General features: G+C 47.1%; 18 protein-coding genes. 13 read left to right on the top strand and 5 right to left on the bottom strand.

Going from position 1 to position 20,589, the window contains the following annotated elements; genetic code table 11:
- Nucleotides 1–58: 58 nt before the first annotated feature.
- Nucleotides 59–865 (bottom strand): sporulation protein, encoded by an 807-nt coding sequence (locus KHO06_RS00170; protein WP_212581908.1) that lies wholly within the window; start codon nt 863–865, stop codon nt 59–61.
- A gap of 295 nt (nt 866–1,160) precedes the next feature.
- Between KHO06_RS00170 and KHO06_RS00165 the strand changes: the two genes are divergently transcribed.
- The 5 genes from KHO06_RS00165 (at nt 1,161) to KHO06_RS00145 (ending at nt 5,123) form a co-directional block, all read left to right on the top strand.
- Nucleotides 1,161–1,328, top strand: a complete 168-nt coding sequence (locus KHO06_RS00165; RefSeq protein WP_005536917.1) for a hypothetical protein — start codon at nt 1,161–1,163, stop codon at nt 1,326–1,328.
- A 123-nt stretch (nt 1,329–1,451) separates the two neighbouring features.
- Nucleotides 1,452–1,718 (top strand): YihD family protein, encoded by a 267-nt coding sequence (locus KHO06_RS00160; protein WP_005429763.1) that lies wholly within the window; start codon nt 1,452–1,454, stop codon nt 1,716–1,718.
- Nucleotides 1,719–2,029: 311 nt separating this feature from the next.
- On the top strand, nt 2,030–3,451 hold the full coding sequence (gene ccoG, locus KHO06_RS00155) for a cytochrome c oxidase accessory protein CcoG (RefSeq protein WP_005429824.1): 1,422 nt from the start codon (nt 2,030–2,032) through the stop codon (nt 3,449–3,451).
- Nucleotides 3,452–3,499: 48 nt separating this feature from the next.
- Nucleotides 3,500–4,486 carry a serine/threonine protein kinase gene (locus KHO06_RS00150; RefSeq protein WP_045371983.1) on the top strand — a complete coding sequence of 329 codons (987 nt, stop codon included), beginning with the start codon at nt 3,500–3,502 and terminating at the stop codon, nt 4,484–4,486.
- Between the two features lie 34 nt (nt 4,487–4,520).
- Nucleotides 4,521–5,123, top strand: coding sequence for a thiol:disulfide interchange protein DsbA/DsbL (locus KHO06_RS00145; protein WP_005429765.1), 603 nt, complete (start codon nt 4,521–4,523; stop codon nt 5,121–5,123).
- Nucleotides 5,124–5,191: 68 nt separating this feature from the next.
- Here KHO06_RS00145 and KHO06_RS00140 read toward each other — a convergent pair whose 3' ends face one another.
- Complete coding sequence (locus KHO06_RS00140; protein ID WP_005429796.1) at nt 5,192–6,070, bottom strand: acyltransferase; 879 nt, start codon at nt 6,068–6,070, stop codon at nt 5,192–5,194.
- A 169-nt stretch (nt 6,071–6,239) separates the two neighbouring features.
- On the opposite strand from KHO06_RS00140, the gene KHO06_RS00135 reads away from it, so the two are divergent.
- Together KHO06_RS00135 and KHO06_RS00130 are read left to right on the top strand one after the other, a co-directional pair.
- The gene (locus tag KHO06_RS00135; protein WP_212581907.1) at nt 6,240–7,196 is read left to right on the top strand and encodes a DUF2860 domain-containing protein; all 957 of its coding nucleotides are present in this window, start codon (nt 6,240–6,242) and stop codon (nt 7,194–7,196) included.
- Between the two features lie 145 nt (nt 7,197–7,341).
- Nucleotides 7,342–8,175 carry a GGDEF domain-containing protein gene (locus tag KHO06_RS00130; protein WP_212581906.1) on the top strand — a complete coding sequence of 278 codons (834 nt, stop codon included), beginning with the start codon at nt 7,342–7,344 and terminating at the stop codon, nt 8,173–8,175.
- 12 nt (nt 8,176–8,187) lie between these two features.
- Here the strand turns inward: KHO06_RS00130 and KHO06_RS00125 are convergent, their stop codons facing one another.
- Nucleotides 8,188–9,711, bottom strand: a complete 1,524-nt coding sequence (locus KHO06_RS00125) for a YifB family Mg chelatase-like AAA ATPase (RefSeq protein WP_212581905.1) — start codon at nt 9,709–9,711, stop codon at nt 8,188–8,190.
- Between the two features lie 462 nt (nt 9,712–10,173).
- Between KHO06_RS00125 and ilvG the strand changes: the two genes are divergently transcribed.
- Genes ilvG through ilvA form a run of 5 tightly spaced genes read left to right on the top strand, consistent with a single transcriptional unit; the run spans nt 10,174 to nt 16,474 of the window.
- Nucleotides 10,174–11,820: an acetolactate synthase 2 catalytic subunit gene (ilvG, locus tag KHO06_RS00120; protein WP_045451523.1), complete on the top strand. Its 1,647-nt coding sequence runs from the start codon at nt 10,174–10,176 to the stop codon at nt 11,818–11,820.
- 11 nt (nt 11,821–11,831) lie between these two features.
- Nucleotides 11,832–12,116, top strand: coding sequence for an acetolactate synthase 2 small subunit (gene ilvM / locus KHO06_RS00115; protein WP_005429819.1), 285 nt, complete (start codon nt 11,832–11,834; stop codon nt 12,114–12,116).
- A gap of 12 nt (nt 12,117–12,128) precedes the next feature.
- Nucleotides 12,129–13,067: a branched-chain-amino-acid transaminase gene (gene ilvE, locus KHO06_RS00110; RefSeq protein WP_005429790.1), complete on the top strand. Its 939-nt coding sequence runs from the start codon at nt 12,129–12,131 to the stop codon at nt 13,065–13,067.
- A 13-nt stretch (nt 13,068–13,080) separates the two neighbouring features.
- Nucleotides 13,081–14,922: a dihydroxy-acid dehydratase gene (ilvD, locus tag KHO06_RS00105; protein WP_045421087.1), complete on the top strand. Its 1,842-nt coding sequence runs from the start codon at nt 13,081–13,083 to the stop codon at nt 14,920–14,922.
- A gap of 4 nt (nt 14,923–14,926) precedes the next feature.
- Complete coding sequence (gene ilvA / locus KHO06_RS00100; RefSeq protein WP_012126650.1) at nt 14,927–16,474, top strand: threonine ammonia-lyase, biosynthetic; 1,548 nt, start codon at nt 14,927–14,929, stop codon at nt 16,472–16,474.
- Between the two features lie 48 nt (nt 16,475–16,522).
- Here ilvA and KHO06_RS00095 read toward each other — a convergent pair whose 3' ends face one another.
- Together KHO06_RS00095 and punR are read right to left on the bottom strand one after the other, a co-directional pair.
- Nucleotides 16,523–18,202 carry a sensor domain-containing diguanylate cyclase gene (locus tag KHO06_RS00095; RefSeq protein ID WP_045421089.1) on the bottom strand — a complete coding sequence of 560 codons (1,680 nt, stop codon included), beginning with the start codon at nt 18,200–18,202 and terminating at the stop codon, nt 16,523–16,525.
- 88 nt (nt 18,203–18,290) lie between these two features.
- Nucleotides 18,291–19,196 (bottom strand): DNA-binding transcriptional activator PunR, encoded by a 906-nt coding sequence (punR, locus tag KHO06_RS00090; protein ID WP_045371927.1) that lies wholly within the window; start codon nt 19,194–19,196, stop codon nt 18,291–18,293.
- Nucleotides 19,197–19,349: 153 nt separating this feature from the next.
- On the opposite strand from punR, the gene punC reads away from it, so the two are divergent.
- Nucleotides 19,350–20,555: a purine nucleoside transporter PunC gene (gene punC, locus KHO06_RS00085; RefSeq protein WP_005429760.1), complete on the top strand. Its 1,206-nt coding sequence runs from the start codon at nt 19,350–19,352 to the stop codon at nt 20,553–20,555.
- Nucleotides 20,556–20,589 lie beyond the last annotated feature (34 nt).

The raw sequence follows: 20,589 nt of genomic DNA, 5'->3' as shown, positions 1-20,589 counted from the left end.
TAGAGTTTTGAATATTCACTCTAGTATGGCACATTAAGCGTACACGTGTAAGCTTAAATTAAGACTCGTGGGCAGCCGTGGTTTGTTCGAGGTAATTGAGGATCAGCGAGCCGACTTCGTCCAGTTTGGTGTTCACCGGAATGCTTAGCTCACGTTTGAGTTTTCCGCTTCCCAATAAACTTGCCAGCATGCCACTTGCACCAGTGCGAGTACGATCAACTTCAAACCACAGTTTGAGATTTTGCTCGTCGCGATGAGCAACAAATTCCAACTCTCGCCATACGCCATGATATGGGCCATCGGTTGGCACCATTTCAAACTCTTGCACAAATGGTAGATCGAAGCCTTTGACTTCTTCGCACTCTACTTGGCGAATGCGTAAACCTTGTGATTCAAAAGCAGACAAAACGGCATCCATAAGTGGATCGGGTCTAACGGTAAGAATGTCTTTGTCAGTTGGGTCGAGCGCCATCGCAACGTCTAAGCCGGTCTCTAACCAAACTTTGGCATCACCGATGGTGACAGGGGTGTTCCAAGGCACATCGAGTTTGACCTCAAAGGTGCGATCTTCGCCAGGATGGATGGTAAATGCGTACGGGAGGTTACACTTGGCCAGCACATGCGTTTGCGGTACACGACGCATACTGTGTCCTTCTCGCGCCCCACGATCATCTGGTGCTTCTGCGATGTAACGACAGCAAAGCTTAAGATCGATGTTATCGATCGCTTGTTCCGTTGCGCCGCCATAAACATGGATTGAAACATCCACGCTTTGACCGGGATACAGCACGTCTTGGTTCAGGATCGAGTCAACCTTCGCACTGCCAATCCCAAAGCTCGCAAGTGTCTTCTTCAAAAATGACATATGCACCTCCTTTGTAGAAATCTCATACTACTACTGCTGATCACCGGATCAAAACAAAATTCGTCTCGATTTCGCACTAAAAACCATAAAATCCATACAATTCAACTGCTCAACTATCGACCAATTATTGCAGGAATGCTAACCTATACATGATATGCATGCATATCGTTATTCCTGATTCATTATTTGGATTGGCGAAAGCCAGAAGAGCCACCCTTCAAGCAGTTGAAGCTCAACTCATAGTGACTCAGGCCATTACATCGGCAATGGATATGCCTGGCAGTTAGGTATCTAAATGCGCCCAACAACAGTCAGGTTCGCACATACAAATCGTAGTGCAATGCGCCGTCGCAGTGGTTTCACTGCTGCGCCAAAGGCAAAACAAGTTGCGCCAGCAATGACTCTGGTTGAGAAAACAGCGATTATGCCAAGTGTTCCAAACAAAGTTATCAAAGCAGCTTAATTAAAAAGCGCGGCAACCACCGCGCTTTTTTCTTTTCTCTCTACCCTTTTCCTATTTGGTGTTCGCCGAGCAATTTGATACCTTTAGTAGCAAATAACACCTATAAATTATGTGGAGAAAGAAATGAAGTGTCATCGTATTGAAGAGCTGCTTGAGCTACTAGAGCCTGAGTGGCACAAAGACCAAGAAATGAACTTGCTACAATTCATCATGAAGCTGGCGAACGAAGCAGGTTATGAAGGTAAATTGGAAGATCTGACCGATGACGTGCTGATCTACCACCTAAAAATGCGCAACAGCGGTAAAGACGAAATGATCCCGGGTCTAAAGAAAGACCAAGAAGACGACTTTAAGACCGCGATTCTACGCGCGCGCGGTATCATCAAGTAAACCGCGCAACACCTAGCATTGATAAGCGACTCATTTGAGTCGCTTTTTTTATAACTAAATCAAACAGTTCAAATGGCAGTTATAACTGTTCAGTCATTTGTCTGGTTAACTGTACTGACTTTTGTTGTTAAACATTGACTGCGTTAAAGAAACGGAATTGTTATTGATTGTATAATCGCCGTTCATCAGTATTTACTAAAATAATTATGTTCAACCATGTGTCATGGTTTGGACCAAACAGCAATGTCATCGAGCGACATCATTAGAAGTGCCGCCGTACATTATAAGAAAGCCTAAAGAAGGATGAGTGCATGAGTCAGGATAAGATTGATATCAAAGATGTGACTCCAAAGACCTTTAACCCCAAGACCCACAAAGGCAACGGGGACCGTTTCAACCCAAGCAATCGAATCTATGTTCGCGAAAGCAAAGGTACGTTCCAAAAACTGCGTCGCTACGGCGGTTGGTTTTTGTTGCTGTTTTTTGCCCTGATTCCTTGGATTCCTTACGGCGAGCGCCAAGCCATTTTGCTGGACATCGGTAACCAGCAGTTCAACTTTTTCGGCACCACGCTGTACCCACAAGACCTCACCCTACTCGCTCTGCTATTTGTGATAGCCGCGTTTGGACTGTTCTTCATCACTACCTTCTTAGGCCGGGTTTGGTGTGGCTATCTGTGTCCGCAAACCGTGTGGACCTTTATGTATATATGGTTTGAGGAAAAACTAGAAGGCAGTGCCAATAAGCGTCGTAAACAGGATTCCAACAAGCTAACCGCTAACTTAGCGATGCGTAAAGCCCTCAAACACATAGCGTGGTTTTCGATAGCCCTCGCCACTGGCTTTACCTTTGTCGGTTACTTTGTGCCAATGAAGCAACTGGTTATCGACTTCTTTACCTTTAATGCTAACTTCTGGCCAGTATTTTGGGTGATGTTCTTTGCCATTTGTACTTACGGCAACGCAGGGTGGATGCGCTCTATTATGTGTATTCACATGTGTCCTTACGCGCGCTTCCAATCGGCGATGTTCGATAAAGACACCTTCATCGTGGGCTACGATTCTAAACGTGGTGAAAAACGCGGCCCTCGCTCACGCAAAGCCGATCCAAAACAACTTGGCTTGGGCGACTGTATCGACTGTGATTTGTGTGTTCAAGTATGCCCAACTGGCATCGATATCCGTGATGGTTTGCAGTATGAGTGTATCAACTGTGGTGCATGTATTGATGCGTGTGACAACACCATGGAACGCATGGGTTACGAGAAAGGCCTAATCAACTACACCACAGAGCATCGTCTCTCAGGTAAGAGTACCAAGGTCATGCGTCCAAAACTGCTTGGCTATGGTGCGGTACTACTAGTGATGATTGGCCTGTTCTTCCTCCAAGTCGCATCGGTTGATCCAGCAGGCATGAGCGTACTGCGTGACCGTAACCAATTATTCCGAGTGAACAGCTCTGGCGAAGTGGAAAACACCTACACACTGAAAGTCATCAACAAAACTCAACAAGTTCAAGAATACGATTTGAATGTAGAAGGACTAAGTGATGTCAGCTGGTATGGCAAACAAACCATTCAAGTTGAACCGGGTGAAGTACTGAACTTACCAATGAGCCTTGGCGCAGATCCTGACAAGCTAGACTCTGCGATCACGACAATTCAGTTTATACTCACCGATAAGAGTAACGAATTCACTATCGAAGTAGAAAGCCGATTTATCAAGAAGCTATAACTTCGATGACTAATGGAAAAAGGCTCAGCAATGAGCCTTTTTATTTATATGTCCCAAGGTACTTTCAACTTTGATGCCCTCACGCCTGACTTTATGTGGTACGCGCTAGAGAGCATCGGCATTCGAGCAGAATCGGGCTTTCTAGCACTCAACAGCTACGAAAACCGCGTTTACCAGTTTACTGACGAAGAACGCCAGCGCTACGTGGTGAAGTTCTACCGTCCAGAACGCTGGAGCAATGAGCAGATTCAAGAAGAACACGACTTCACCCTTGAACTGATCGACAACGAAATCCCTGTCGCACCACCTGTACTTATCAACGGTGAAACACTGCATCATTATCAGGGTTATGGATTTGCTTTGTTTGAAAGTGTCGGCGGTCGTCAATACGAAGTCGATAACTTAGATCAGCTCGAAGGTGTAGGTCGTTTCCTCGGCCGTATCCATAAAGTAGGTAGCCGACAAGCTTTCCAACATAGACCAACTATTGGCTTACAAGAATACCTCTACCAACCGAGAGAGATTCTGCAAAACGCCAACATGATTCCGATGCATTTGGAGAACAGCTTCTTCAATGATTTGGATATGCTAATCAAATCCATTGAAAGCCACTGGCAAGAAGGCTTCAACACCATTCGTCTGCATGGCGATTGCCATCCAGGTAACATCTTATGGCGTGATGGCCCAATGTTTGTCGATTTGGATGACTCACGTAATGGCCCTGCGGTCCAAGATTTATGGATGCTGCTCAACGGCGAACGCCAAGACAAACTGATGCAATTAGATATTGTTTTAGAAGGTTACCAAGAGTTTTGCGATTTTAACTCGGCAGAATTGAAACTAATCGAGCCTCTTCGCGGTCTACGAATGGTGCACTATATGGCATGGCTAGCAAAACGTTGGCATGACCCGGCATTTCCGCTCGCTTTTCCATGGTTCAATGAGCCAAAATACTGGGAAGGTCAGGTCCTTGCATTTAAAGAGCAGATTGCCAGCTTAGAAGAAGCACCACTGTCTTTAATGCCTCAATGGTAAGTCAGGCCGAACAATTCAAAATGGAGATTATTAAATGAAAAAACTGTTCGCACTGTTTTCTATGCTGATGCTAAGCCTGTCGGCACATGCAGCGCAATTCAAAGAAGGTGAGCACTACAAAGTATTGGATCTAGAGGCGTCGAAAAAGCCTGTAGTGACTGAGTTCTTCTCTTTCTACTGTCCACACTGTAATACGTTTGAGCCAATTATCCAGCAACTTAAGAAGCAGCTACCTGAAGGCGCGAAGCTACAAAAGAACCACGTTTCTTTCATGGGCGGCAACATGGGCCCTTCAATGAGCAAAGCCTACGCGACTATGGTTGCACTTAAAGTTGAAGACAAGATGGTGCCAGTGATGTTTAACCGCATTCACAACATGCGTAAAGCACCTCGTGATGATGCAGAGCTTCGTCAAATCTTCCTAGATGAAGGCGTAGACGCGAAGAAATTCGATGCAGCATTCAAAGGCTTTGCGGTTGATTCAATGGTTCGTCGTATGGACAAGCAATTTGAAAATAGCGGCCTAACTGGCGTTCCTGCTGTTATCGTCAACAACAAGTACCTGGTTCAAGCACAAGGTATTAAATCCACTGAGGAATACTTTGCCTTGGTTGATTACCTACTGACGCTTAAGTAACTCGAGTCGAACATCAAACGAAAGGGGAGCATCTTGCTCCCCTTTTTAATTTTAACCTTTAGGTCTGGTTACTTATGGATATCTTGCAGTAACTGATCTTTCTCTTGCCACACATCACCCAACCATTGCTGGAATTGGCGCTTGTATGGCTTGTCATTGAAGTAATCACCCAACACGCGTTCATCGACTGGTAAAACATTTACGCGCACGACAATCTTCGTCATACGTCCCATCATCATGTCTTTAAATGGCTTATTGGTGTTTTCTGGGTACGCTAAGGTCACATCAATGATGTTTTCAAACTGATCGCCCATAGCGGCTAATGTGTAAGCAATGCCACCTGATTTTGGCTGCAGCAAATGTTGATAACCCGCACGACTCTTGCGTTGCTTTTCCTCGGTGAAACGAGTGCCTTCAACGTAATTTACTACCGTAGTTGGCGTGTGTTTGAACTTTGCACAAGAACGGCGCGTAGTTTGCAAATCCTGACCGCGCTTGTGTGGGTTGCGAATCAAATACTCTCGAGAATAGCGACGCATAAATGGCATATCCAGCGCCCAGCAAGCCATACCAATAAAAGGCACATACAATAATTGCTGTTTTAAGAAAAATTTTGGCATTGGAATGCGATCTTTAAATACACAACACAGTACAACAATATCAGTCCAACTAAGATGGTTACTGATCAGCAGATACCAGCCATCCTTCTTGAGATTTTCGCCACCTTGAATATCCCACTCAACGCGGTTGAACAAGGCAAGAATACCAGCGTTGACCGTGGCCCAAACCCACATCATTTTGTTGGCAGCCTCGGTGCCTTTCGCTTTGAGCTTAGCTGTTGGAAGCAACAACTTAAAAATTGCGATGATACAAATTGCGATGGAACAAACCGCAGAGTTTATAATCACAAAGGAAGCGTTAAAAATGAGTAACAAATAGGTCAGCATGGGAATCAATCAGTAACTATATCGCGTGAATAATAAAACAGCGTGTAATTATACGAATCCGTTGTCACATTGGAATATTTGTAAGAATGGTCAGATTTGTTTCACTGTAAAACTAGACCAACGCTCAACTCAAATTACCACTTTCATTCGACAAACAAGGAGAAAGCGAATGAATCCAAGGCTAACCTTACTGCCTTTGGCTTTTATCGTCAGTTCAGCACAAGCTCAACTTGAAGAAACCGCAGGTTTTAGCGGTGAAATTTCGTTAAACGCAGGCTTCTTCTCATCAGAGTCCAACTTCAACACAGATGGCGATAGTACCATTCCATCACTAAATCAACGTGCCGAAAGTGATGAATCTTTTATCGTTGCGCCCCTAGGCAGCGCAGCATATACCTTTGGCAACAAGCTCAATCACCAAGTGTATGCCGGTACCACGCGCTCCGATATCGCGATCGGTACCCTCGCCTTCCAGCTCGGTTATAAGTACCAACTCGCTTCGGGCACTGTACTCGATTTTTCCTATCTACCGACCATCCTGAAAGGAGAAACATGGCAAGACCCATACCTAACTGGACAATCGAGAAAAACCACCGATGAAGGCGGCAATGCGTTTCGTTTCCAAATCAACCGCTTCTTAGACAACAACTTTAATCTTGATTTGGCTTACGCAAATAAAGACGTAGAGAGAGATACCGTGACGGATTCATCACTACTGCGTGATGCAAAGATCTACCACATAAAAGGTGACTACCGTATTCCACTGAGTCGCACGTCAATGCTGCAGCCAGCATTTACCTACATCCACCATGATGCGGATGGCGATGCTGAATCCTATAACTCGTATGGGCTCGACCTTAGCTGGTTCAAGTTTATCCAGCGACACCGCATCGTACTCACAGCAGGCTATGCCGCTAAAGACTTTGACGCAGCCAGCGCGACATTTGGCAAAACTCGCAATGATGGCACTCTGAGTTTTTTCACCGCATACGAGTACAAAAATGTCTTTGACTGGCAAAACTGGTCATTCATTTCACTCGCTGGTTACAGCAGTACCAGTTCAAACATCACCTTCTACGATGAAAAAGAATTTCTGCTATCAACCGGTTTAAACTACAGTTTCTAAGCACTTAAGCGCGGGGGGAGACACTCCCCCTTGATTATAAAATGCCCTGATCGTCACAATAAAAACAATTCATAGCTCAAACAATAGCCAAACTTATTTTCATATGGATAATGTGCGACCCGTTTACTATTTAAGAGAGTGATTTGTGCACATTGATCCTAACTACGCTTCAGAGCAAAGCTTAATGAGTGTTCTTTCTCAGAACTTCCCTGGGTTTATCGCTGTACGCAAGGAAAATGGCAAGCATGTCGCTCTCAACCAACGCTATCGCGCTTTCTTCGAAGAAGACATTCTCGGCGTCAGCATAGATACTATGATCGCAAACTGCGAAAATGATGATTTGTGTGACTTGCTGATGCAATGTAAGCGCAACGATCAGGCATTGCTCGACGGTAACGCACCTATGCGTGTCGATATCGAAACCTTTCAGAATCACCATTTTGAGTCCATGCGCTATCTTACTGATGTGAATGGTGTGCGCCACATTGTACTAATGGCATGGGATATTACGGCCCGCATTGAGGAGCAAAACCGCCTCAAACAAAGCCTTCATTTTGATCACCTCACTGGTGCCATGAACAAAAAAGCCTTGATGTCTGCGGTACAAAAAGGCTGTGATTGTTGCCTCGTGGCGTACCTTGATCTGGATAAATTCAAACAGGTCAATGATACCTATGGGCACGCGATTGGTGACAAAGTCCTGGTAGACTTCGCCACACTGACCATGCAACAGCTGGGAGAAAGTGGCACGCTCTATCGCGTTGGTGGCGATGAATTTGTGATTGTGTTCGATTGCATGCAGATATCTGATGCTAGAGAAACCTTATTGCAAATCCGCCAAGCGGTGGAAAGCGACATTCACCTTCATGGCATTTCGTTTAGCTTTGGTCTGATGGCCTGCAATGACAATCTAGAGCAATGTCTAGAAGACGCCGATAAAGCACTGTATCAAGACAAGCACGCTCGCAAGCAAGGCTAAAAACATTCGGGTTTAAACGGCTTGTGCGGTTAACTGTTTAAGTAACCTATCCATTGCTCGATAGCCCAAAGCTTCTGCTAGGTGCGTTCGCTCAATTTGCGGTGAACCCTCCAGATCGGCAATAGTACGCGCAACTTTAATGATGCGGTGATAAGCACGAATCGACAATCCAAGACGATGCAGCGCATTTTCCAAAAACTCCGCATCACTTTTTTGCAGCGGGCAGAAGGCTTCAATTTCACGACTGCCCAATAATGCATTCACCTTACCACTGCGAGCCAGCATACAGTCACGTGCTTGATTCACCCGCTCTTTGACGATAGCCGTGGGTTCCCCTCTATCGCCACCTTCAGAGAGGATTCCTTTCGGCAATGCAGGAATTTCTAATGACATATCAAAGCGGTCAAGAAGTGGGCCTGATAAGCGGCCAAGGTAACGCAGGATGGCTTGCGGATTCGTTCTGGCTTGGTTGCCTTCGTAATACCCTGTCGGACTCGGGTTAAGCGCCCCTACAATTTGGAACCGAGCAGGAAAACACGTCTTACCTTGCGCCCGAGAGATAATAATTTCACCGGACTCCAATGGCTCACGTAAAGAGTCGAGCACCTTACGATCAAACTCCGGCATCTCGTCCAAAAATAATAACCCGTTGTGAGCTAGAGATATTTCGCCCGGTCTCGGCACAGATCCACCACCAACTAAAGCCGCCATGGAGCTGGAATGATGCGGGGCACGAAACGGCCGCGTCTTCCAGTTATGTTCATTGATTTCACTTTGAGTCAGTGACGCCACAGAAGCCGTTTCCATCGCCTCTTCATCACTCATCTCAGGTAACAAATCGCATAATCGAGAGGCCAACATGGTTTTGCCAGTGCCTGGAGGGCCAAGGAAAAGCAGGTTGTGATTGCCAGCTGCCGCAATTTCTAAAGCGCGCTTTCCCTGCTGCTGACCAATGATATCCTGCAAGTCACGACCGTGTGCTTTGAGCTCTTTCTTCTTGGGCGTTTGGTACAAATTTAATTGGTGTTGACCACAAAGCTCTGCACAAACTTCCAATAGTGATTGGGCAGATTTGTGCTGCTCCTTGCCGACAAGTGCCGCCTGATCGCCATTAGTATGAGGCACCACTAAACGGCGCTGTTTTTTGTTCGCAGCCAATGCAGCGGGCAATACGCCTTTTACCGTTCTCAATCCACCAGAAAGGGCTAATTCACCGACAAATTCGTAGTTTTTGAGCTTATCTGTCGCGATTTGCTCTGAAGCCGCTAAAATTCCCAATGCAATCGGCAGATCGAAGCGCCCGCCTTCTTTGGGCAAATCCGCAGGTGCCAAATTGACAGTGATTCGTTTTGCAGGAAACTGAAAGTTAGAATTGACGATCGCACTTCGTACGCGATCTTTGGATTCTTTTACTGTGGTCTCAGGTAACCCCACCAAGGTAAAGCCCGGCATCCCATTACTGATGTGGACTTCCACGCTTACCGATGGCGCTTGCACACCCACACTTGCTCGACTATGAATGATTGCCAGCCCCATAATTCCCTCAAATTATTGTACGTTATCTAACCAGATGTTTTTTATATGGATATGTTATATAGCCTGTACAGATGGGTACTTAATGTGAAAAAAGAATGACTTTTTGCTTGTCATGCAGCAGATTTGTGTGTTACCACTAGTGACGCAAACATTTTCGTAGAACATTACACAAGACTTATTAACGAAAACAGAACGACAGACAGATGAACTTATTCGCTCACATCAACTCACTGCTAGCCCTGATTATCGTGGTCATTATTGGCACCGCGCGGGGTATTGTGGGCGAAAGGTAACCACAAATTACAAAAAACCCCCGCACTGAGAAGTCCGGGGGTTTTTTTACAACTACAAGTTGTCATCTGTCTAACCCTTAGACAGCTTAACGGGAAGAATGGGAGTGCACATGAAGTGCAAAACACATGGCGATAGCTACGAGCCACAACGTAGCAAAGGAGGTTTACGATGACCGGTGCAGAACTAGTCGTAGCCGCTTTAAGACAACAAGGCATCGAAACGGTGTTTGGGTATCCTGGTGGAGCCATCATGCCAATCTACGATGCGTTGTATGACGGAGGTGTCGAGCACATCTTATGCCGTCATGAGCAAGGGGCTGCGATGGCCGCTATCGGAATGGCCCGCGCGACGCAAGATGTTGCGGTTTGTATGGCCACTTCCGGACCAGGCGCCACCAACCTTGTTACTGGCCTTGCCGACGCCTTCCTCGATTCCGTTCCTCTAGTGGCCATCACAGGTCAGGTTGCTAGCTCTCATATCGGTACCGACGCGTTCCAAGAAATGGATGTGATCGGAATGTCTCTAGCCTGTACCAAACACAGTTATCTAGTGACTGAGATTGAAGACCTTGCCCCAACGCTAGCTGAAGCTTTCGAAGTAGCAAAAGCAGGTCGACCTGGCCCGGTGATTGTTGATATCGCCAAAGACGTTCAGCTTGCTCAAGCGCCAACCGAACTGCTGCCTCCTTTTGTTCCACCAATCGCTCCACAAGTCAGTGATGCCGATATCCAGCGTGCTCAAGAAGTACTAGCCGCTTCAACTCGCCCAGTTTTATACGTCGGCGGTGGCGTGCAAATTGCCAAAGCGACAGACTCAGTACGCGAGTTCCTACGTTTAAACCCTATGCCTGCAGTAAGCACACTAAAAGGTTTGGGCACCATTGAACGCCACGACCCGCACTACTTAGGCATGCTGGGCATGCATGGCACCAAAGCCGCAAACCTAGTGGTTCAAGAATGTGACCTTTTGATTGTAGTTGGGGCTCGTTTTGATGACCGCGTGACAGGCAAGCTCGACACGTTTGCACCGCATGCGAAAGTAATCCATATCGACATCGATGCGGCTGAAATCCATAAGCTTCGCCACGCCAATGCACCACTGCGTGGCGAAATCAGCAAGATTCTTCCTCAATTAGAGCTGACTCAAGACATCACCCCTTGGGTACATCACAGTGAGAGCCTGCGTAGCGGATTCAAATGGCGTTACGACCATCCAGGCGAATTGATCTACGCACCGCTATTGCTTAAACAGCTGTCTGACATGATGCCGGATAGCTCAATTGTCTCGACTGACGTCGGCCAGCATCAGATGTGGGCAGCGCAACACATCCAGCCGCGTGATCCACAAAACTTCATCACCTCTGCTGGTCTTGGCACCATGGGCTTCGGCTTGCCAGCAGCAATGGGTGCCGCTGTCGCACGTCCTGATGATCAGTCTATCCTTATTACAGGTGACGGTTCATTTATGATGAACGTGCAGGAATTGGGCACGCTGAAGCGTCGTCAGATTCCAGTAAAGATTGTCCTTCTTAACAACCAACGTCTTGGCATGGTTCGCCAATGGCAGTCATTGTTCTTTGACGGCCGCCACAGCGAAACCATTCTTGATGACAACCCAGACTTCGTGATGCTGGCAAAAGCGTTCGATATCCCGGGTAAAACCATCACCAAGAAAGAAGAAGTCGAACCGGCTCTCAAAGAGATGCTAGAAAGTAAGACTTCTTACATGCTTCACGTTTTAATCGACGAAGAAGAGAACGTGTGGCCACTTGTACCACCTGGTGCATCAAACAGTGATATGTTGGAAAACACTTAGGAGACAATCGCATGGACAGATATTTACTCGACATCAAAGCCGACGATAAACCGGTATTGTTGGAGCGCGTTCTTCGTGTGATTCGTCACCGAGGCTTTGTGATCAAACAAGTCGCTGCTACCCAAAACCACGAAAGCAAAGTAGCCAGCGTAGAGATCATCGTCGACAGCGATCGACCTATCTCGTTTTTGGTCAATCAAATTGAGAAGTTGTGGGATATTCGCACCGTTGAGGTACTCAAAATCCGCAGCGATGAGCTCCCAAATCACAACTTACAACAACACGTGAGTGCATAAGGAAGGCAATAAATGGCAACGAAAACTGCAGATTTCATTTGGTTTAATGGTGAGATGGTTCCATGGGCAGAGGCGAACGTTCACGTTTTGACTCACGCGATGCACTACGGCACCTCTGTATTTGAAGGCGTACGCTGCTACAACACGCCGAAAGGACCAATTGTCTTCCGTCACCGCGAGCATGCACAGCGTTTAAAAGACTCTGCCAAGATTTACCGCTTCCCGATCCCGTTTTCTGTAGAAGAAATCATGGAAGCGACGCGTGAAACCCTGCGCCAGAACAAACTTGATAGTGCTTATATTCGCCCATTGGGTTTTGTCGGTAATGTTGGCTTGGGCGTATGTCCTCCCGTTGGCACAGAGATGGACCTAATCATTGCGGCTTTCCCTTGGGGATCTTACTTGGGTGAAGAAGCGCTAGAAGCTGGCGTTGATGCAATGATTTCAAGCTGGAACCGTGCAGCGCCAAACACTATCCCAACTGCGGCTAAAGCAGGCGGTAACTACCTATCTTCGCTACTAGTCGGTGGTGAAGCTCGTCGTCACGGTTACGACGAAGGTATCGCACTGAGCGTAGACGGTTATCTATCGGAAGGTGCTGGTGAAAACATCTTTGTTATCAAAGACGGCGTGATTACCACACCACCAGCAACCAGTGCAATTTTGCCGGGCATCACTCGTGATTCAATCATGACCATCGCACGCGATAAAGGTTATGAAGTGCGCGAAGCGAATATTGCGCGTGAAGCACTTTACCTTGCCGATGAAGTCTTTATGACAGGTACCGCAGCCGAAGTTGTGCCAGTAGCAACCATCGACAAAATTGAAGTGGGCACCGGTAAACGCGGCCCAATCACTAAAGAATTACAAGCGGCCTACTTTGGCCTATTTAACGGCACCACGGAAGATAAGTGGGGCTGGTTAGACTATGTGTACCCAGAACAGAAGTAAGAAGGATTAGGAAATGCCAAAATATAGATCAGCTACCACCACACATGGTCGTAACATGGCGGGTGCTCGCGCACTGTGGCGTGCAACAGGCGTAAAAGACGAAGACTTCGGTAAGCCAATCATCGCTGTCGTAAACTCGTTTACTCAATTTGTTCCGGGTCACGTACACCTAAAAGACATGGGTCAGCTTGTAGCACGTGAAATCGAAAAAGCCGGCGGCATCGCAAAAGAATTCAACACCATCGCGGTTGATGATGGTATCGCAATGGGTCACGGCGGCATGCTGTACTCACTGCCTTCACGCGAACTGATCGCAGACTCAGTAGAATACATGGTTAACGCACACTGTGCCGATGCCATGGTGTGTATCTCTAACTGTGACAAAATCACTCCGGGAATGTTGATGGCATCTATGCGTCTTAACATCCCTGTTATCTTTGTCTCTGGTGGCCCGATGGAAGCGGGTAAAACCAAGCTTTCTGATCAGATCATCAAACTAGACCTTGTTGATGCAATGATCCAAGGCGCGGATCCAAAAGTGTCTGATGAGCAAAGCGAACAGATCGAACGTAGCGCATGTCCAACGTGTGGATCGTGTTCAGGCATGTTCACTGCAAACTCAATGAACTGTCTAACGGAAGCACTGGGTCTTTCTCAGCCGGGTAACGGTTCTATGTTGGCAACGCACGCTGACCGTGAGCAACTGTTCCTTAATGCGGGTCGTCGTATCGTTGAACTGACTCGTCGTTACTACGAGCAAGATGACGAATCAGCACTGCCACGCAACATCGCTACGTTTGATGCCTTCGAAAACGCCATGGCACTGGACATCGCAATGGGCGGCTCAACCAACACCATTCTGCATCTACTGGCTGCAGCGCAAGAAGGTGAAGTGGATTTCGATATGGAAGATATCGATCGCCTATCTCGCCAAGTACCACACCTATGTAAAGTGGCACCATCTACCCAGAAATATCACATGGAAGATGTACACCGCGCTGGTGGCGTAATGGCGATTCTTGGTGAGTTAGACCGTGCAGGTCTACTGCATAACCAAGCTCGTACCGTACTTGGCCTTTCAATGAAAGAGCAGCTGGCGAAATACGACATCATTCAAACAGAAGATGAAGACGTACTTAAGTTCTTCCGAGCGGGCCCTGCAGGCATTCGTACCACACAAGCTTTCTCACAAGATTGCCGCTGGGATCGCCTTGACGACGACCGTGCAGAAGGTTGTATTCGAACCAAAGAAAATGCCTTTAGCCAAGAAGGTGGCTTAGCGGTTCTATCAGGCAACATCGCACTGGATGGTTGTATCGTTAAGACAGCTGGTGTTGATGAGAGCATTCATAAATTCACTGGCCCAGCCGTAGTATTTGAAAGCCAAGAAGACGCCGTAGAAGGCATCCTGGGTGGTAAAGTAAAAGCTGGCGACGTGGTAATTATCCGCTACGAAGGTCCTAAAGGTGGTCCGGGCATGCAAGAAATGCTGTACCCAACCACTTACCTAAAATCGATGGGCCTTGGCAAAGAGTGTGCACTTCTGACTGACGGCCGTTTCTCTGGTGGTACATCAGGTCTGTCTATCGGCCACGCTTCTCCTGAAGCGGCAAACGGCGGTGCAATTGGCTTGGTGAAGCAAGGCGACATTATTGCGATTGATATTCCAAACCGTTCAATTTCACTTCAAGTATCTGAACAAGAACTTGCTGAGCGCCGTGCGAAACAAGACGAGTTAGGCTGGAAACCGGTAGACCGCCAACGTGAAGTTTCATTTGCACTCAAAGCTTACGCAAGCATGGCGACCAGTGCTGACAAAGGTGCAGTACGAGACAAATCTAAGCTCGAGGGCTAGCTTTATGAGTCAACCCTTTCCCTTAAAACAGGAAAACCAATCTGGTGCAGATTATCTGCGCCAGATCTTGCGTGCTCCTGTGTATGAAGTCGCGACTGTCACACCTTTGCAAGAGATGCCTCGCCTTGCTGCTCGTATTGGCAACAATGTGCAAATCAAACGTGAAGATCGCCAACCCGTGCACTCGTTCAAATTGCGCGGAGCATACAACATGGTGGCAAGCCTGTCTGAAGAGCAAAAAGCCGCAGGTGTCATCGCAGCATCTGCAGGTAACCACGCTCAAGGCATGGCGCTTTCTGGCACTAAGCTAGGCATCAAGACCACTATCGTGATGCCAAAAACCACACCTGACATCAAAGTTGATGCGGTACGTGGCTTTGGTGGCAACGTGGTGTTGCACGGCAGTAACTTTGATGAGGCAAAAGCCGAGGCAGAGCGCCTATCCGAGTTAAACGGTTATACCTTTGTCCCTCCCTTCGATCATCCACTGGTGATTGCAGGTCAAGGTACTATCGGCATGGAAATGCTGCAGCAAAATGGTCACCTTGATTACATCTTCGTACCTGTTGGTGGTGGCGGTTTGGCTGCCGGTGTTGCGGTGCTTGTGAAGCAATTGATGCCAGAAATCAAAGTAATTGCGGTCGAGCCAGAAGACTCTTCATGCTTAAAAGCAGCTTTGGATGCTGGTGAGCCAGTGGTACTAGACCAAGTCAGCATGTTTGCCGATGGCGTCGCAGTAAAGCGCATTGGTGAAGAGACGTTTCGTCTGTGCCAAAAGTACATTGATGGCCATATCGCAGTCTCCAGTGATGAAATCTGCGCTGCTGTGAAAGACATCTTTGAAGATACTCGTGCTATCGCAGAACCTTCCGGCGCACTTGCTCTAGCGGGCTTAAAGAAGTTTGCTGAGCAAAACAAACTCGAAGGCAAAAATCTAGGCACCGTACTGTCAGGCGCCAACACCAACTTCCATGGTTTGCGTTATGTTTCTGAACGCTGCGAGCTTGGTGAGAAACGTGAAGGTCTGCTTGCGGTCACCATTCCTGAGCGTCAAGGTGCCTTCTTTGAGTTCTGTAACCTCATTGGCGGTCGTGCCGTAACGGAGTTTAACTATCGTTACAACGATGACGCACTGGCGAATATCTTTGTCGGTGTGCGTTTGCAAGGCGGTCAGGAAGAACTAGAAAACATCATTCATGATTTACGTGATGGTGGCTACCCTGTAGTTGACCTCTCTGATGATGAAATGGCGAAACTGCACGTGCGCTACATGATTGGTGGCAAGCCGTCTAAGCCGCTTAAAGAACGCCTCTACAGCTTTGAATTCCCGGAGTACCCAGGAGCACTGCTTAAGTTCCTAAGTACACTCGGCACCCATTGGAATATCAGCTTGTTCAACTACCGTAACCACGGTGCGGACTACGGACGCGTTTTATGTGGTTTCGAGTTAGATGAAAGCGACTTAGCTCAGTTTTCTGCACATTTACGTGAACTTGGCTATCAATGCAAAGACGAAACAGATAATCCGTCTTACAAGTTTTTCTTATCGTAACTAGTATCACGCAATAAAAAATCCCTCGCTTGGCGAGGGATTTTTTTATCAACTTTGAATCAACGCAATCTCTGCCGTTTCCGGCTCTGGCGCCTTGAACTCACTGTATTGCTGATAGTTGACGACACGGTCTCGACCTTGGTCTTTCGCAAGGTACAGCGCCTTATCCGCCATCTTCACCAGTCCCTCAATATCCGAAGCCGGTTCTGGATACGTTGCAACACCAATCGACACACTTAACTGCCCTAACGACAAGCCTTTGTGCTCAAGATGCAGCGCTCGAATCTGGTCAACAATGTTTTGCGCATAATCGGTCGCAGAAGCCATATCGCAATGCGGTAGAATCACGGCTAGCTCTTCACCACCGAGACGACACGCCGTTTCATCTTCTGACACAGTTCGCTTCAGCAATGCACTGATCTCTTTTAGCACGTAATCACCTGCATCATGGCCGAAGTTGTCATTAAATCGCTTGAAATGGTCGAGATCGAGCATCAATAGAGACATATCTTCTGTACTGGTTGCCGAGTTGTTCACGTGTTCAGTCAGCTTCTGCTCGAAGAAGCGACGATTGTACAAACCTGTCAACGGATCGCTCAGTGCTTGCGAGCGCAGTTTTTCTTGCAGGCTCAGGTTAGCCAATGCCAAACCAAGGTGCTCCGCAACACTGTAAGCAAGCTGCATGGTCATCTCATCAACTTTGATATCACCTTGGCCAAAGTACAAATGCATAATGCCAATTGTGTTCCCATGCGCTGTCAGAGGAATACACAAAGTCTGGTTATTCTCAACTGATGCCATGTGCTCACACGTTAGGTTATGGAAAGATTCAATCGACAAGTGACTGCGACCTTTGCGCAATGACCAGCATTCATCCGGAGCGAAAGAACGACTGCCCGGCCAACTCTCTCCCCAATCAAGTTGAGTAACTAACTGGTTGCGCGAAGAACGCATCAGGGAAATACTGCCATTCACCTTGCCGAGGATACGCGGCACGATGTCTTCCACCACCATTTGCGCTTCTACCAGGTTGTTACAAGCTGCCAGCATATTCGCTAGGCGATGCATCAACTCAATTTCTAGAGTACGTTGACGAATGCGCTCGTCCTGCTTTTTTTGCTCTTCAGAGACTTTATGGATAATTTGACGATGACTGAAGATCGAGGTCGCGATAAGAAAACCAATACTCAAAACAACCATCACACCTAAGATTGCCATTAACTCCGAAGTCATGGTTTTAAGGTGATGCATCGGTACGGACAACACGACCACAAATTCCTGAGCATCAAATTCAATCTTGCGTGAAACGTAGAATAGGTCGACCGACAGCACTTCACTAAAGCGCACATCGTAGCCAGATCCGTTTTCCCAAGCCTGAATAAACTCAGGGCGATCACTGTGACTCTCCAAGCCAATCAGAGCACGATCAGAAAGTGCGGTATCGCCTACCACCGTCCCTTGCTGATCTATCACTTGAATACGAGCGTCCGCATCCGCTTGCGTGAGATCGCCAATGTAGTCGTCGATATCCGACTCACTAGCAAAGTGAGGGTTGTCTTCCTTAATTTCATAAATAACGTCAGTGAGCAATGACTCGGTAGTGCGCTGAACTGAATCATGCACAGAACGCTCAAGCGTCATATAAAAACCGTAAAGCCCCACCAACATAAACACAGACAATGCAATGATCGGTAAGATTTGCCATTTTCGATCCACTAGCTTTGACATAATCCTTCATCCTAAATTTACCGAACTTTGTTTTGATTGTTAATAAATTGACCATGTTGTCAACAGGTGTTTAAAGCAATTTCCATTTTTATGAATGTTGTAGCCAATCTCGATGTAGTTGACTTGACGAACCAAGATAATCCACCATCCATTGAATCAACTTGTGATTGTCGTCTTTACGCCATACCAAGCAACATTGGCTCAATGGCTTATCATCCTGCAGAACTTTTTCCACCAGCACGCCTTCATGGATAAGAGGCATCGCAATATGGCGTGGCATGTAGCCCACTCCGACTCCATTTTTCAGACATTCAATCGCGCTATACCAATTTGGTAGGAGCAAACGACGCTGCTTTGCATAATGTCCTGTGTGGCGTTTTGGTAGCACGTTCGAGGTATCATCGAGGCAGATCGCCGGAAATTGACTGACAAACTCTTCGGTCAATACTTGCTGGCGTACGCATGGATGAGCCGGCGACATCACGAATGCCCAATCGAGCACGCCCATGTCTTTGACCTCAAAATCCCCACCAACAGGAATCGCTGACGTTGCTCCAACGACAATATCAGCACGCCCCTGTGCGATAGCTTCCCATGAGCCGTTAAATACTTCCATGTTGATTTGCAGCTCTGCGAATTCAAACTCACGGTAGAAGTCTTCAACCAAAGGTTTGAGCTTATCCAGCTTAACCACATTATCCAGCGTGAGCTTCAATGTTGATTGCCAACCATGTGCGGCACGACGAGTTTGCGCTTTCACTTCCGCCATTTGTCTGAGCAGTAAGCGCGCCTCTTCGATAAACAACTCACCTGCAGGCGTCAATTCAACCTTTCTCGGTAATCGACGAAACAGAACCACATCTAACTCCTGCTCCACTTGACGCACTCCGTAGCTGATCGCTGAAGGGACTTTATGCAGTACTTCTGCAGCCGCTGTAAAACTGCCTAATCGAGCAACGGTATCGAGCATTTCCAGAGAAGATTTGGAGAACATGATTTCTACCTTTCAAAAAATTTGATTGATAACCAACAATTTTAGCGTTTTATTTTCTCAAAATCGAAAAATAGAATGGCGAGGCAAATAAATCAGGGTTGGTGCCAACTGATACTGAACAAAAAATGATTAAATAATTTGATTGGTTGAATCATGAAAATCTCAAAACTACAACTCGTTTACCTTGCAGCCCTGTCTATGCTCGGCTTCATTGCCACCGATATGTACTTACCTGCCTTCAAAGCGATGGAAGTCGACTTTGCTACAGGCCCTGAACAGATCGCACTTTCACTGACCGTCTTTCTTGTTGGTATGGCTTTTGGTCAATTGATGTGGGGCTTAGCTTCAGACAAATTCGGTCATCGCAACACGTTAGCAGCTGGTTTGGCGCTGTTCACTGTCGCCTCATTTGGCCTCGCATTCAGTGAGCAAGTTTGGCAACTACTCGCGCTACGCTTCGTTCAAGCGATTGGTGTATGTGCGCCAGCCGTTATTTGGCAAGCGATGGTGATCAAGCGTCACTCTGGCCAGAGCCAACAGATCTTTGCCACTATCATGCCTTTGGTTGCACTCTCGCCAGCACTTGCACCTCAATTAGGTGTACTACTGGCTGACAGCTTTGGTTGGCACAGTATTTTTGTTGCATTGACACTGATGGGTGTACTGCTTGTTGTTGCGACAATGGCGCAAAAAAATGAAAAAGTAGAAGTAAAACAAACCAGTATGTCTTCAGACATCAAATCACTACTGGGTTCTAAAACTTACCTAGGTAATGTGTTTATGTTTGCTACAGCGTCTGCGGCTTTCTTTGCTTACCTAACGGGTATGCCAGAAATCATGTCTCAACTTGGCTATGAAGCAAAGGACATTGGTTTGAGCTTTATTCCACAAACTATCGCCTTCATGGTTGGTGGTTACTTAGGTAAGGTTGGCGTTCGCAAATACGGTGACGAGAAGATTCTGCGTCAGTTGATTGGTTTGTTTAGTGTTGCTGCGCTACTTATCTTCGCTGCATCACAGTGGCAACTGACCTCTATCTGGCCAATCCTGGCGCCATTCTGTTTGATTGCGGTGGCAAATGGTGCTCTTTACCCAATCGTAGTAAACCGTGCATTAGCGAGTGCAAAGCAAAGTCCAGCAACCGCAGCTGGTCTACAGAACAGCCTACAAATTACCGTAAGCAGCCTATCAAGCGCACTGGTTGCGGCGATGGCAAGCCAAGCTCAAATGGTAACGGGTGTAGCGATTGTGATTTGTATGGGCGGTTTGTGGATAGGTTATATCCTATCTAACCGTGAATTGTCTCAGCACTTCACGACTCCGGACAACGCTCGCGTAGTGAGTGAAGACGAGCTCTAATTCTTCGTCAAACTCAATCCCACTACATAATAAA

The organism is Vibrio sp. B1FIG11 (assembly GCF_905175335.1).
GTDB classification, from domain to species: Bacteria; Pseudomonadota; Gammaproteobacteria; order Enterobacterales; family Vibrionaceae; genus Vibrio; species Vibrio campbellii.
This window is presented reverse-complemented; position numbering and strand designations above follow the sequence as displayed.

Coding starts and splice junctions, on each gene's coding strand:
- KHO06_RS00170 (WP_212581908.1), bottom strand. CDS start 865: ATGTCATTTTTGAAGAAGACACTTGCGAGCTTTGGGATTGGCAGTGCG.
- KHO06_RS00165 (WP_005536917.1), top strand. CDS start 1,161: ATGCGCCCAACAACAGTCAGGTTCGCACATACAAATCGTAGTGCAATG.
- KHO06_RS00160 (WP_005429763.1), top strand. CDS start 1,452: ATGAAGTGTCATCGTATTGAAGAGCTGCTTGAGCTACTAGAGCCTGAG.
- ccoG (WP_005429824.1), top strand. CDS start 2,030: ATGAGTCAGGATAAGATTGATATCAAAGATGTGACTCCAAAGACCTTT.
- KHO06_RS00150 (WP_045371983.1), top strand. CDS start 3,500: ATGTCCCAAGGTACTTTCAACTTTGATGCCCTCACGCCTGACTTTATG.
- KHO06_RS00145 (WP_005429765.1), top strand. CDS start 4,521: ATGAAAAAACTGTTCGCACTGTTTTCTATGCTGATGCTAAGCCTGTCG.
- KHO06_RS00140 (WP_005429796.1), bottom strand. CDS start 6,070: ATGCTGACCTATTTGTTACTCATTTTTAACGCTTCCTTTGTGATTATA.
- KHO06_RS00135 (WP_212581907.1), top strand. CDS start 6,240: ATGAATCCAAGGCTAACCTTACTGCCTTTGGCTTTTATCGTCAGTTCA.
- KHO06_RS00125 (WP_212581905.1), bottom strand. CDS start 9,711: ATGGGGCTGGCAATCATTCATAGTCGAGCAAGTGTGGGTGTGCAAGCG.
- ilvG (WP_045451523.1), top strand. CDS start 10,174: ATGACCGGTGCAGAACTAGTCGTAGCCGCTTTAAGACAACAAGGCATC.
- ilvM (WP_005429819.1), top strand. CDS start 11,832: ATGGACAGATATTTACTCGACATCAAAGCCGACGATAAACCGGTATTG.
- ilvE (WP_005429790.1), top strand. CDS start 12,129: ATGGCAACGAAAACTGCAGATTTCATTTGGTTTAATGGTGAGATGGTT.
- ilvD (WP_045421087.1), top strand. CDS start 13,081: ATGCCAAAATATAGATCAGCTACCACCACACATGGTCGTAACATGGCG.
- ilvA (WP_012126650.1), top strand. CDS start 14,927: ATGAGTCAACCCTTTCCCTTAAAACAGGAAAACCAATCTGGTGCAGAT.
- KHO06_RS00095 (WP_045421089.1), bottom strand. CDS start 18,202: ATGTCAAAGCTAGTGGATCGAAAATGGCAAATCTTACCGATCATTGCA.
- punR (WP_045371927.1), bottom strand. CDS start 19,196: ATGTTCTCCAAATCTTCTCTGGAAATGCTCGATACCGTTGCTCGATTA.
- punC (WP_005429760.1), top strand. CDS start 19,350: ATGAAAATCTCAAAACTACAACTCGTTTACCTTGCAGCCCTGTCTATG.